Source organism: Rahnella sp. RcJ3 (assembly GCF_009498575.1).
Classification (GTDB): Bacteria; Pseudomonadota; Gammaproteobacteria; order Enterobacterales; family Enterobacteriaceae; genus Rahnella; species Rahnella aceris.
In genome coordinates this window covers 270,350-283,558 of sequence record NZ_QSNX01000004.1, presented here as the reverse complement: position 1 = coordinate 283,558, position 13,209 = coordinate 270,350, and the positions used below count along the sequence as shown (strand labels likewise).

Here is a 13,209-nt window from a genome sequence, read left to right as displayed (position 1 = left end):
GGGAATTACCTTAAATTTAGCAGAGTTCCCTGTCCGGTGAATGCGGCCTTAAGAGGCCGTTTGGGGCATAATCCTCTTTCCCCCCGCCATGCAAAAGGACAGGCAATGAAAGCTGAACATGAGTATTCACTGAAAACCCTCCCGGCTCCCGCGACTTACCCTCACATTTCCACTCCGGTATTATCCGATGAAGCCATGGCGTCACGCCTGCGTCATATCCTTCACGCGATGCAACAGCATCAGCTCGACAGCCTGGTGATTTATGCCGACAAAGAACACGGCGGCAATTTCGAATATCTTGCGGGTTTTATCCCGCGCTTTGAAGAAGCCTTGCTGGTGGTGCGCGCGACCGGTGAGCTGACTTATGTTATGGGGAATGAAAATCTGAAACTGGTTCCCCATGCGCGCAACGCGGGTCGCTGCCTGCATGCGCCGTTGTTTTCCCTGCCCAACCAGCCGATGAAACATCATCAGCCGCTGCACGATTTGCTTAAATCTGCCGGTATTGCTGACGCGCAGCACGTTGGCATCGCAGGCTGGAAACTGTTCAGATGTGACCCTGTCACGGATAAAACCACCTTTGATGTGCCCGCGTTTATCCTCGACGCAGTCCGAAAGGCCGCGGGCGTGGCTGGAGATGTGGTAAACGCCACCGGTCTGTTTACCTCGCCAGAAAACGGTGCGCGGCGGATTAATACCGCTAATGAAGTGGCGTTTTATGAATACGGCGCCAACCTGGCCTCCACTCAGGTGCTTGCGGCGCTGGATACGATTGCACCCGGCAAATCAGAAAAAGAAATCGGTCAGTTACTGGCAGGAGAAGGCCAGCACGGGAACGTGATTATGATTGCCGCGACGGGTGAGCGTTTCGCCCATGCGAATCTGTATCCTTCCGACAAAACTATCCGGCGTGGCGATAAGTTTTCGCTCACCACCGGATACAAAGGAGGCCTCACCAGCCGTGCGGCGTATGTGGTAGCGGCGGAAAATGAATTACCGGAAGAGGTTTCGGACTGGTTGCAGCGGCTTGCGATACCCTATTACCACACGGTAGTAACCTGGCTTGAAGCACTGCGTATCGGGCTGACCGGCGGTGAGCTTTATCAGCTTGTTGAGCAAACGCTGCCACAGAGCATCTATCACTGGCATCTCAATCCCGGTCATCTGGTTGCAGATGAGGAGTGGCTGTGTTCTCCGGTATACGGTGGCTCAGTGATCCCGTTTGAAAGTGGCATGTTGTTTCAGATTGATATTATTCCGTCATTACCCGGCTATGGTGGCAGCAGCATCGAAGATACGGTAGGGCTGGCAGATGAATCACTGCGAAAAGAGCTGGAAACGCAGTTCCCGGAGGTCTGGCAGCGTATGGTCACCCGTAAAAAATACCTGACGGACGTGCTGAGTATTCGCCTTTCCGAGGACGTGATTCTGCTTTCCAATACTGTCGGTTACCTGCGGCCTTTCCTGCTGGATAAGTCGCGGGCTTTGGTGCGGACGTAAAGCAATTTGCCTCATCATTAAACCCGGTGAAGTTCTTCGCCGGGTTCTTATTTTCCTCTGAATTTTTTTGCATTCATAATTTGTTACTTATTAAGATGAATCCTCTGCGCGACAGGGTTAATGTTAATAATTACTATTCACATTCTCATTTCGAGCTGTTCTGGTTAAAACAATAAATAGAAACAGACTCGCCCTTAAAAAAATTGCTATGGGAATGTGTTATGTCTTTGAATGGCAGGGTATATGACGTGCAGCAGGGTGCGTTAAAGGTAAGAAAAACATTTACGGTTTCCACACTGGCGCTGGCGATTTTTGTTCTGGTGAATCCGGCGCAGGCCGCTGAAACCGGCAGTGGGACGACAGGCACCGCGAATACCGCCGCATCCGGCTCGCAGCAGGATATGGTGATTGAAGGTTCGGCGACCGCCGCTGCCAGCGACGGGCAGGATTACGCGGTCAAAACCACCACTGCGGGCACCAAAATGAACCTGACGCCGCGCGATATTCCGCAGTCGGTCAGTGTGATCACCAAACAGCGCATGCAGGATCAGAACCTCCAGTCGGTGGGGGACGTGCTGAATAACACCACCGGCATCTCGACGGAAGTCATCGACAGCGAACGCGTATCCTATTTCTCCCGCGGTTTTTACATCAATAATTACACCTACGACGACATTCCAACGTCCGTCAGCGACACCTGGAATTTTGGTGATGCCGCCGAAGACACCGCGATTTATGACCGTATCGAAGTGGTGCGTGGCGCCACAGGCCTGATGACCGGGGCGGGCAATCCGGCCGCCTCTGTCAACATGGTGCGTAAACACGCCGACAGCAAAGAATTCACCGGCGATATCAGCGCCAGTTACGGAAGCTGGAACAAACAGCGTTACGTGCTCGATGCTTCCGGCCCGCTGAATCAGGAAGGTTCGGTGCGCGGGCGCGTGGTAGCCGGTTATCAGGATCAGGACAGCTGGCTGGATCGCTATCACAAGCGTAAAAAATTCTTCTACGGCGTGGTGGATGCCGATGTGACCGATAACACCACCGTGTCGCTCGGTTACGATTATCAGGAAAATAACACCGGCAACCCGACCTGGGGCGGCCTGCCAACCTGGTACACAGACGGCTCGCGCACGCATTATGACCGCAGTACCAACACTTCCGCCGACTGGACGAATTATGCTATTCAGTCGCGTAAAGTGTTCGCCAACGTTAAACATGACTTTGATAACGGCTGGACATTCCGTGTAAACGGCACACATGGCGAGCAAACGTTTAATGATAAATTGCTGTATCTGATGGATTTCCCGGATCACACGACGGGCACTGGTCTCAGCGGTTTTGGCAGTAAAGACCGTGGCACGCGCAAAGTGGATTCCCTCGACACTTACGCCACCGGGCCGTTTGAACTGTTTGGCCGTCAGCACCAGATGGTGGCTGGCGTCAGTTACAGCCGCCAGCACAACCAGACTTACAGCGCAGACGGTTCTCTCGACAGCGACACAATTGGCAGTTTTGGCAACAGCTGGAACGGCAATGTCAGCGAGCCGGAGTGGGGAGACTGGTATCTGAATGCGGACGATGTCATCCGCCAGAAAGCCGGTTATTTCGCCACCCGCTTCTCACTGGCGGATCCGCTTTCGCTGATCGTTGGCGCACGTTATACCCAATGGAGCACCAATGGCAGCAGCGGCAGCATGAGCAAGAACAACATCACGCCATACGGCGGTCTGGTGTATGACATCAACGACACCTGGTCGGCATACGCCAGTTATACGTCCATCTTCCAGCCGCAGACTGACCGCGATATCAACGGCCATTATCTGTCCCCAACCACCGGGAAAAATTACGAAACCGGGCTTAAATCCGCGTGGATGGACGGTCGTCTGACCGCCACAATGGCAGTATTCCGTATCGAACAGGATAACGTGGCACAGGAAGATGGCAGCAATTACGTTAACGGCTCCAGCGAGCAGGCGTATGTCTCGGTCAGCGGCACCGTCAGCAAAGGCGCTGAGTTTGAGATCAACGGCGCGGTGACCGACAACCTGCAAATGACCTTTGGTGCGACGCGTTATGTGGCGAAAGACGAAACCGGCAGCCGTCTCAACAGCAATATGCCGCAGACCCAGCTGAAATTGTTCAGCCGCTACCAGCTACCGATGATGCCGGATCTGACCGTCGGCGGCGGTGTAAACTGGCAGAACCGCACCTTCCAGGATGCCACCGGGCCGGACGGCGAAACGCATCGTGTATCGCAGGGCAGCACCGCGCTGGTGGACCTGTTCACGCGTTATCAGGTGACAAAACAGCTGTCCGTGCAGGCCAACATCAACAACCTGTTTGACCGCACGTACTACTCGTGGCTCAGTGATTACACCGTTTACGGTGAACCGCGCAATGTCTCGGTCAGCGCAAATTACACGTTCTGATATGAAGGTTTAACGCGCAATAAAAAAAAGGCACCGCCTGCGAGTTCAGGCGGTGCCTTACTGTCATTCTCTGTCCGTGCACGGGACTATCGTCGCGTGATCAGAGGACTGGAAGCAGCGGCAAAGGAATTCAGCATAGATGGATGTCAGCTAACTTATTTCAGCTTCCCCAGCGGCTTTTCAGGTAACGGACCGCGTCCAGCGTCTGCGGCTGGTTGAGGTAGTTTTCGCGGAACAAAATCGTGCCGTTAATTTGCGGTACGGATTCATTCATATCGAGCTGTTTCTTCAGCTCCGGCACGCCGCCGCTGACCATCCAGTCCGGTTCATTTTTGGACGGTTCACCCACTTTATACAACGCGACACCAATGTAGAGCCGCGTATGTGTGGGCTTGACCACATTTGCCCACCAGTTTGCCAGCACGTCATAACGCGCCGCCTTGCGGGAGAATGGCCAGTACAGTTGCGGCGCAATATAATCGAGCAAACCTTGTTGCACCCACAGGCGGGTATCCGCATAGGCTTCATCGTAAGCCGCTGCGCCGGAAGTTTGTGAACCTGCCGGATCATGCGACACGTTACGCCAGACACCCGCCGGACTGACGCCAAATTCCACACCCGGTTTCAGCTGTTTTATGGTGCGTGAAACCTGCTCAATCAGCATCTGGGTATTGTGACGCCGCCAGTCGGCTTTAGAAGCGTAACCCTGACCGTACTTCCGGAACGTCAGGCTGTCATCCAGCGAGGAACCCGGTGATTCGGAATAAAAATAGTCATCAAACTGCACACCATCGACAGGATAACGCGCCACCACTTCCGCCACGATGCTGGTGATCCAGTCGCGCGCCTCAGGAATACCAGGGTCCACCACGAAACGATCCCCGGAGGTTCGGATCCAGTCGCGGTGCAGCACAAACACGCTGGCAGGGTGCAGTGGCAATGTCTGATTCAGTTCTGCCACAGTCGAAGGTTTGGTGTTCACAGACACACGGTAAGGGTTAAACCACGCATGGACTTTCATCCCGCGCTTGTGCGCTTCATCGAGCATAAACTGCAACGGATCATAACCCGGATCCTGACCAATTTTGCCCGTCAGCATATCTGACCACGGCAAAATTTTTGAAGGCCAGAACGCAGTACCGTCAGGTTTTACCTGGAAGAACACCGTATTGATGCCCAGACTTTTAAGCTTATCCAGCTTGGCAGTCAGCGCTTGCTGCTGCTGGCTGATGCGCAAAGACGCACTGCCAGCATTCACCGAATTAACCGGTGGCCAGTCGAGGCGGGAAACGGTCGCCAGCCAGACGCCGCGCACGGGTTCATGACTCTGCACAGGTTGACCAGGAAGAGGGTGCTTCGCCACTGGCGGCAGCGGCGTCACCAGTGATTTTGGCGGTGTCGAGGCACAGCCAGCCACCAGTAACAGCGCAAAAGCCACAACGGCACCAGGGTGTTTGACGGCGGTGACGCAAGGAAAATGACGGGAAAAAGCGATGATAAACTCCGGTGATGTCTGGTCGTCGCGCGAAAAGAAACATTTTCTTATTATTGAAATTAAAGTCAATCACTCATGCACTTAGCGCTGACGTCAGCGCAATCCGCAAACCTGCCAGGATTTCGATTTCTGGAATCTGATATTGTATTTAACATAATCATGATTATGCGCACCGAAAGCAGGCGCCATATTTCCCTGAGTTCATTTCTGAAATCTGTGCTTTGAAAGCCATCATATATGGATTAGCATATGTTTTATTACTCCACAACGGGACTCGATATGTTACAGCCTGCGCAGCTTTTTAAACTGCTTGCCGACGAAACACGCTCGACTATTGTGATGCTTCTCAGGGAATCAGGAGAACTTTGCGTTTGCGATATCTGTGCCGCAACAGCGGAATCACAACCCAAGATCTCCCGTCACATCGCGCTGTTACGTGAAGCCGGACTGGTCACAGACCGCCGGGAAGGAAAATGGGTACATTACCGCCTCTCACCACAAATGCCTGCATGGTCAGCGGCGATTATCGATTCTGCATGGAACTGTGACCGCGAAAATATACGCCGCAAGCTGAATAATAAGTCACCGGTTTCATGTTAAAACCATAAACACATTCACTATAACAAATATGTACGGAGTCGATCATGTTGCTGGCAGGTACTATTTTTTTACTCACCCTGATTCTGGTTATCTGGCAGCCCCGCGGGCTGGGCATTGGCTGGAGCGCCATGCTGGGTGCGGGTCTGGCATTACTGACGGGTGTCGTTCATCCGGGTGATATTCCGGTTGTCTGGCAAATAGTCTGGAACGCAACGGCCACTTTTATTGCCGTTATCATTATCAGCCTGCTGCTGGATGAATCGGGTTTCTTCGAGTGGGCGGCACTGCATGTTGCACGCTGGGGAAACGGACGCGGGCGTCTGTTATTTACCTGGATTATTTTACTGGGCGCGATGGTCGCTGCCCTGTTCGCCAATGATGGTGCCGCACTGATTCTGACGCCGATTGTCATGGCGATGCTGCTGGCTCTGGGTTTCAGTCGCGGCGCGACATTAGCCTTTGTCATGGCAGCCGGGTTTATCGCGGATGTTGCCAGCCTGCCGCTGATCGTCTCAAATCTGGTGAATATTGTCTCAGCTGATTTCTTCAACCTGGGATTCACGGAATATGCGTCCGTCATGGGCCCGGTTAATCTGGCAGCCATTGCGACAACACTGGTCATGCTGCACCTGTTTTTCCGCAAAGACATCCCGCCGGTTTACGATATTTCTCTGCTGAAACAGCCCGCTGAGGCTGTCCGCGATGCCAGCACCTTCAAAGCAGGCTGGCTGGTTCTGATCCTTCTGCTGGCGGGTTTCTTTGGTCTTGAACCCCTCGGCGTACCGGTCAGCCTGGTCGCCGCTGTCGGCGCACTGATCCTTTATATTATCGCCAGGAAAGGTCACATCATTAATACCGGCAAAGTGCTGCGCGGCGCGCCGTGGCAAATCGTCATTTTCTCGCTGGGTATGTATCTGGTGGTTTATGGTTTACGTAATGCCGGGCTGACGCACGCCCTGTCTGCCGTGCTGAATCAGCTGGCAGAACAGGGTTTATGGGCCTCTACGCTGGGAACCGGCTTTATCACCGCCTTCCTCTCTTCCATCATGAACAATATGCCGACCGTGCTGATCGGGGCGCTGTCGATTGATGGCAGCACAGCCACGGGAGTCATTAAAGAGGCGATGATTTATGCCAACGTGATCGGCAGCGATCTGGGGCCAAAAATCACCCCGATTGGCAGCCTGGCAACACTGTTATGGTTGCATGTGTTGTCACAGAAGAATATGACGATTACCTGGGGATATTACTTCCGGGTGGGTATTGTCATGACTCTGCCTGTGCTGTTTGTCACGCTGGCAGCTTTAGCGCTGCGGTTGTCTGTGGCGCTGTAACGGATGTTTAACGCCTGACCTCACACTAAGATTGAAAAAGAGAACCTCCTGATGAGCAATATCACTATTTATCACAACCCGACCTGTGGTACATCGCGCAATACCCTTGAGCTGATCCGCAACAGCGGCGCTGAGCCCACCGTGATTTTTTATCTTGAAACCCCACCGGCCCGTGAAGAACTGGTAAAACTGATTGCGGATATGGGTATTCCCGTGCGGGCCTTGTTACGCAAAAATGTCGAGCCGTATGAGCAATTAAAACTGGCAGACAATCATTTCAGCGACGATCAACTGATCGACTTCATGTTGCAGTACCCGATTCTGATCAACCGGCCGGTGGTTGTCACGCCGCTGGGCACCCGGTTATGCCGCCCTTCTGAGGAGGTATTAGCGATCTTGCCTGATGCGCAACGTGGCGCGTTCACCAAGGAAGACGGTGAAGCAGTTATTGATGAAAACGGCAAACGTATAACGAAAATCTAAAAAAAATAAGGCCGGTCATCAGACCGGCCTTATTGATTCTTAGCGGTATTCGACAAACACCTTACCCGCCATCAGGCATGTGACACCGGTTTTTGTTCTGTCTTAGACTGAGCGTTTTCCAGCATTCTGCGAACCGGAATGATCAGGACGAACAGCACCGCAGCGCAGATCAGCAACGCAATGGAGCAACGGGCGAACAGGTCAGGCAACATATCCAGTTGATCGGCTTTTACGTGTCCGCCAATCAAACCGGCCGCCAGATTCCCCAGCGCACTGGCACAGAACCACAGGCCCATCATCTGACCGCGCATTCTTTCCGGCGCCAGCAGCGTCATGGTCGCCAGACCAATCGGACTCAGGCACAGCTCACCGAGCGTCAGCATCAGAATGCTGCCCACCAGCCATAATGGCGATACGCCTGCCCCGCCGCTGTTCAGCACGTTCTGGGCAGCCATCATCATGATCCCGAAGCCCGCCGCCGCACATAAAATGCCAATGATGAACTTGGTGATGCTGCTCGGGCGCACGTTTTTACGCGCCAGCAACGGCCATGCCCAGCTGAATATCGGTGCCAGCAGGATGATAAACAACGCATTGATGGACTGGAACCAGACGGCAGGAATTTCAAAATCACCGATCATGCGGTTGGTGTAGTCGTTGGCGAACAGGTTGAACGAGGTCGGCTTCTGCTCAAACGCAGACCAGAAGAAAGCAGCCGAGACCAGCAAAATAAAGCACACCAGCAGTCGGGCGCGCTCTTTCCGGTTCAGTCCGGCAAACAGGAACAGATAGATAAAATAGAGCGCAACGGACGCCGCAATCACATACACCAGCACGCTGGCGACGGCAACCGGGTTAATGACGATCACGCCCTGCGAGATCAGCGCAACGATGATTGCCACACCGGCGGCCAGCGCCAGCAGCCAGACACCTACACCGTTTTTCTTAGCAACCGGACTGTTCCAGGTGGAATCCAGTCCCACTTCGCTGTCGTAACGTTTCATGGCCGGCACGGCGTACAGACGGAAGATAATCAGCGCCACCAGCATACCGATCCCCCCGATACCAAAGCCCCAATGCCAGCCATGCGTTTTTATCAGCCAGCCGGAAATCAGCGGCGCGATAAACGACCCCATGTTAATGCCCATATAAAACAGTGAGAAACCGCCATCACGACGCGCATCACCTTTTTTATACAGCGTGCCCACCATGACCGAGATGCACGTTTTGAACAGGCCGGAGCCGAGAACAATAAACATCAGGCCGATAAAGAACAGGCTGTCGCCCATGAAAGCGGAAAGCGCAATCGACAGGTGGCCGAGCGCAATCAGAATCGATCCGTACCAGACCGCCCTCTGCTGCCCGAGCCAGTTATCTGCCAGCCAGCCGCCCGGCAGCGCCGCCAGATACATACAGCCAGCAAATATACCGACGATAGCTGATGCGTTTTCACGCGCAAGCCCCATACCGCCGTCGTAAACCGTCGCCGCCATAAACAGGATCAGTAAAGGACGGATGCCATAAAACGAGAACCGCTCCCACATTTCAGTGAAGAACAATGAGCCGAGCGGATAAGGATGGCCGAAGAAGGTCCGGCTTTCGTTTTTATTAACAGAGGAATGCATAAATTCTCCAGAGAAAGTCTGTCGTAATCGTTGTGAATACCCTTGCCCGGCGGCTGTCTTGCAGCCGCTCTTAAGCATTCAGCGCTTATTATTTGATTGCCGAATACCGGTATTGTCTGGCATTAACCGCAGAAGTTTTAGAGGAAAAGTCGACTAATGTCCACTTTTACAGATTTTATAGCGGCAGAAAACCGGACATGGCAGGTGAATTTACGAAGAAAAAAGCCCCTCAGGATAAAATATGCATTCAGAACAACGCCCCTTCACCGGCTGCCGTTGGCAAAATATGTGCCGGTATAGGGGATTGGCAGGTAGTCATGAAAGATCTGTTTTAATGTCTGCTCAGGTTCGATATCCGCAAACACATCAGGATAAAGGGTTTTTGCCATGAACTCGGTCGCGGCAACATGCCACGGGCTGAGGTAGAAATTATGCCATATCATCCCGGTGCGGCCGTTATGCAACGCTTTAAGTTCACGCAATCCATTCTGCCTGGCAGTCAGTTCCCGCAGACTTTGTTGTGCCATTTCCGGTGATATGGCGGGCCCCAGTTTCAAATCATTCTGATCATCAGGAGAACCTGCACCCGTGGCGAAATAAACCTCAGGTTGCGCCATGATAACCGTTTCTTCATTCAGCTGGCCAAAGACGCCCTGCACCGTTTTGCTGGCGATATTATCCCCTCCGGCAAAATTCAGCAGTTCACCAAGACTGCCTTTCACGGCAGTCACGCAACATTCATTGCGACGTCCAAGATGTAACTGAAGCAGCACCGTCGGTTTGTGGCCGGAATAAGCGGCCAGACGATCATGGATAACCTGCATATGAGTATCGTAAAAGTGATTAAATGCCTGGGCGCGTGCAGTCTGGTTAAGCACCTCGCCCAGAATACTCACACTGCGCGTAGTATTTTTCAGCAGATGGACACGAAGATCGATTTTCACTATCGGGATATGCGCAGCGTTGAGCATTTCTTTAAGACGCAAATCGGCATCGTCATAGCGCGCAAGGCTGGGCAGGATCACCAGATCTGGTTTCAGCGCCAGCACCTTTTCAGGGTTCATATCATTTGTTCCCCCCAACCCCAGCGACGGAATCGTCAATATATGCGGAAAACGCTGCGCAAAAATGTCCCAGGTCTGGCTGTCATACTTCTTCAGATCGAGTGGCCAGCCGACAATCCGTCTGACAGGATCACCCGTTTCCAGAAGGGCCAGCGTATAAAGCATCCGGCTTTCGCCCAGCACGATACGTTGCGGATTATCGGGAATGTCCACATGATTACCGTCGATATCGATCACTGTGCGGGCCTGTACGCCAAAGCCCGTCAGCAACAACATAAACAGCACAGTCATAACAGAATATCTACGCGCTCGCGGAGTCAACCGCAGATCAGAATTCAACACTTGCCTGCACCATAAGATTACGGGTTTCACCTTCGCGCACGCGCAGGTTACCGCCGCTGGACGTGTAATAATGTTTGTTAAACAGGTTATTCAGGTTGAGTTTCAGCTGCGTCTTCTCCCCGAACAGACGGTTGTTCCACGCAACAAAACTGTCAGCCACAACATAATCAGGTAACGTGAAACTGTTCTCCGGGTCTCCCGCACGGGTGCCGACATAACGCGCCCCGCCGCCGACACGGAAATCACCCGGCAGGCCGTTAATCACCAGATTATGGCTCAGATAGAGCGCGCCCGAATGGCGCGGCGCATTCTGCAAACGGTTGCCGTTATTCGCAGAGTTTTCACCATCATCCACAATTTCGGCTTTGTCATAGCTGTAATTGGCACTGACTTCCCAGTCAGGAAGGATCTCACCATTCAGCTCAAATTCCGCCCCGCTGGAGCGTGCTTTATCAATGGCGCGTGTTTCGCCGTTAATGCTCAGTGACATGTCCCGCTCATCGATACGGTACAGCGCCACGCTGGCAAACATGCGTGGCGTAATCTGCCATTTACTGCCCACTTCCCAGGTAGTGCCCTGTTCAGGTTTTCCTACGTTGCCGTCATCGTCTACATCCGTTGAGGGCGTAAAGGATTTGCTGACGCTGCTGTAAAGAGACACCTCTGGCGTGACTTTATAAATCAGACCGACCTGAGGTAAAAACTTATTCCCTTCGGAATCAAGCGTCTGAACGACGGGATCAAAGCCTTTTGAGGCTCGTTGCTCATAATGTTGATAACGGCCGCCAAGCACCGCAATCCAGTCCGGTGTCAGTGAAATGCTGTCTTTGGCATACACCGAACGACTGTGTATCCGGTTCAGGTTATTGCCGTTAGCCGTATTCTCAGTCGTGCTGTCGGCGACCGGGGAGAGAATGTCGTATTGCGGATCCATAAAGTTAAAGCTGCTGTTGGCTTTGCCCTGGTATTGATGTGCACGATAAGTCTGGTTCATCTCATAATCAGTGCCCAGCACAAGATCATGATTCATACCCAGAATGTCCTGTGAACCCAGCAGATCCCAGGAAACATATTTGGTCTTGTGATTAAAACCGCGATTGGCATCCGCCCTGCGCGTCACGGCGCCGGTTGTCGCGTTAACCGCTGTCACCCTGACTTCGTCATTATTGTAGCGGCGCTGGTTCCATCCCAGCGTCAGGCGGGTGCTCCAGTCATCGCTGAACTGCCAGTCATAATGGGCGTTCAGCGTTTTATTATGACCCCAGGCGCGGTTTGACTTGTCATCCAGCCGGTCCTTATAGCCGATATCGATCGGTTTACCGTTAATAAAAGCGGTTCCGCGATCGTATGGAATGTCGTAGCGGTAATCAGAATAGCTGATCAGGAAACTGGCCTTTTCGCCGTACCACTGCAGCGAAGGCGAAATCAGGGTGTGTTTATCACTGCCAAAATTACGCCAGTAATCCTGATCCTGTTTTTCCGCAATCATGCGAAAAGCAAAACCATTACCCAGCGGGCCGGTGACATCCACTGTCCCTGCTCCGCCACCTTCACTGGCGTAACGTCCGCTGACTTTGGTGTGCCAGTCATACTGCGGTTTTTTACTGACCAGGTTGATGACACCCCCGGGGTTTTGGATCCCGTAGAGTAATGACGCGGAACCTTTCAGCACTTCAACCCGCTCGGTGGTGGCATCAAAATTGAGACCCTGACTGCTGCGGACGCCGTCGCGATAAATGGACCCATCAGAGTTGGAACCAAAACCACGCCGGACAAATCCATCTTCCGTGCCCGCGAGCGTATTCCCCTCACTGACACCGCTGACAAAACGCATCGCATCAGAAAGACTTGTGGCCTGATAATCGTCAAGTTGTTGTCGGGTCACGACGCTGACCGATTGTGCCTCGTTAAGGCGCGGTGTGGGCGTTTTACTGGCAACAGAACTGGTGCCTGCGCTGTATCCCTGATCATTCGCCTCATTTCCGGTGATGGTCAGCGTGTCGCTGTCTGCGGCTGAATACCCTGTAACAGGCGCCAGCATCGCAACGCCATAAATAGCAGCAAGAATCGCCGGATGGCCTTTTCTTTTAAAATCAAACAGTTTTTTATTATTCATTTCAATCAACCCGGTGTTAAATATAACGCACTTCCCCGTAATGCAATTGATAATCATTCCAACATGCAGATATGTAGTAGTAAATGATATGTTTCAGAATTTTGCTACAGGAAGAAATCATGACTTTACGGCAGGCATCTTGCTTTCAGCAGAACTTAACAAACTGTTTTTAAATAACTTTTATTGAAACCTGACGTTTCAGGCGCATAGGGTTCCGG

The 13,209-nt window shown here is 52.8% G+C and carries 9 protein-coding genes; 5 read left to right on the top strand and 4 right to left on the bottom strand.

What is annotated here, in order from left to right:
• The first annotated feature begins 105 nt into the window (after nucleotides 1-105).
• Nucleotides 106-1,500 (top strand): Xaa-Pro peptidase family protein, encoded by a 1,395-nt coding sequence (locus DXU84_RS07725; RefSeq protein ID WP_153375313.1) that lies wholly within the window; start codon nucleotides 106-108, stop codon nucleotides 1,498-1,500.
• A 221-nt stretch (nucleotides 1,501-1,721) separates the two neighbouring features.
• Nucleotides 1,722-3,932, top strand: a complete 2,211-nt coding sequence (gene fhuE / locus DXU84_RS07720; protein WP_153375311.1) for a ferric-rhodotorulic acid/ferric-coprogen receptor FhuE — start codon at nucleotides 1,722-1,724, stop codon at nucleotides 3,930-3,932.
• Between the two features lie 160 nt (nucleotides 3,933-4,092).
• Here the strand turns inward: fhuE and DXU84_RS07715 are convergent, their stop codons facing one another.
• On the bottom strand, nucleotides 4,093-5,427 hold the full coding sequence (locus tag DXU84_RS07715; RefSeq protein WP_049804369.1) for a glycoside hydrolase family 10 protein: 1,335 nt from the start codon (nucleotides 5,425-5,427) through the stop codon (nucleotides 4,093-4,095).
• Nucleotides 5,428-5,706: 279 nt separating this feature from the next.
• Between DXU84_RS07715 and DXU84_RS07710 the strand changes: the two genes are divergently transcribed.
• Genes DXU84_RS07710 through arsC form a run of 3 tightly spaced genes read left to right on the top strand, consistent with a single transcriptional unit; the run spans nucleotide 5,707 to nucleotide 7,844 of the window.
• Nucleotides 5,707-6,027: a metalloregulator ArsR/SmtB family transcription factor gene (locus DXU84_RS07710; protein WP_013578301.1), complete on the top strand. Its 321-nt coding sequence runs from the start codon at nucleotides 5,707-5,709 to the stop codon at nucleotides 6,025-6,027.
• Nucleotides 6,028-6,071: 44 nt separating this feature from the next.
• A complete protein-coding gene (locus DXU84_RS07705) occupies nucleotides 6,072-7,361 on the top strand; it encodes an arsenic transporter (RefSeq protein WP_013578300.1) in 1,290 nt (429 codons plus the stop codon).
• Nucleotides 7,362-7,412: 51 nt separating this feature from the next.
• Nucleotides 7,413-7,844: a glutaredoxin-dependent arsenate reductase gene (gene arsC / locus DXU84_RS07700; RefSeq protein ID WP_153375307.1), complete on the top strand. Its 432-nt coding sequence runs from the start codon at nucleotides 7,413-7,415 to the stop codon at nucleotides 7,842-7,844.
• 71 nt (nucleotides 7,845-7,915) lie between these two features.
• On the opposite strand, the gene DXU84_RS07695 is transcribed toward arsC, so the two are convergent.
• From DXU84_RS07695 to DXU84_RS07685, 3 genes are all read right to left on the bottom strand, one after another.
• A complete protein-coding gene (locus DXU84_RS07695; RefSeq protein ID WP_112151382.1) occupies nucleotides 7,916-9,469 on the bottom strand; it encodes a peptide MFS transporter in 1,554 nt (517 codons plus the stop codon).
• A 263-nt stretch (nucleotides 9,470-9,732) separates the two neighbouring features.
• Nucleotides 9,733-10,824 (bottom strand): ABC transporter substrate-binding protein, encoded by a 1,092-nt coding sequence (locus tag DXU84_RS07690; RefSeq protein WP_013578297.1) that lies wholly within the window; start codon nucleotides 10,822-10,824, stop codon nucleotides 9,733-9,735.
• 37 nt (nucleotides 10,825-10,861) lie between these two features.
• The gene (locus DXU84_RS07685; RefSeq protein WP_153375304.1) at nucleotides 10,862-12,991 is read right to left on the bottom strand and encodes a TonB-dependent siderophore receptor; all 2,130 of its coding nucleotides are present in this window, start codon (nucleotides 12,989-12,991) and stop codon (nucleotides 10,862-10,864) included.
• Between the last annotated feature and the right edge of the window lie 218 nt (nucleotides 12,992-13,209).

Bases quoted from the DNA above. Each gene is read 5' to 3' on its own strand.
- DXU84_RS07710 (WP_013578301.1), top strand. From the start codon at position 5,707: ATGTTACAGCCTGCGCAGCTTTTTAAACTGCTTGCCGACGAAACACGC.
- DXU84_RS07685 (WP_153375304.1), bottom strand. From the start codon at position 12,991: ATGAATAATAAAAAACTGTTTGATTTTAAAAGAAAAGGCCATCCGGCG.
- arsC (WP_153375307.1), top strand. From the start codon at position 7,413: ATGAGCAATATCACTATTTATCACAACCCGACCTGTGGTACATCGCGC.
- fhuE (WP_153375311.1), top strand. From the start codon at position 1,722: ATGTCTTTGAATGGCAGGGTATATGACGTGCAGCAGGGTGCGTTAAAG.
- DXU84_RS07705 (WP_013578300.1), top strand. From the start codon at position 6,072: ATGTTGCTGGCAGGTACTATTTTTTTACTCACCCTGATTCTGGTTATC.
- DXU84_RS07725 (WP_153375313.1), top strand. From the start codon at position 106: ATGAAAGCTGAACATGAGTATTCACTGAAAACCCTCCCGGCTCCCGCG.
- DXU84_RS07690 (WP_013578297.1), bottom strand. From the start codon at position 10,824: ATGACTGTGCTGTTTATGTTGTTGCTGACGGGCTTTGGCGTACAGGCC.
- DXU84_RS07695 (WP_112151382.1), bottom strand. From the start codon at position 9,469: ATGCATTCCTCTGTTAATAAAAACGAAAGCCGGACCTTCTTCGGCCAT.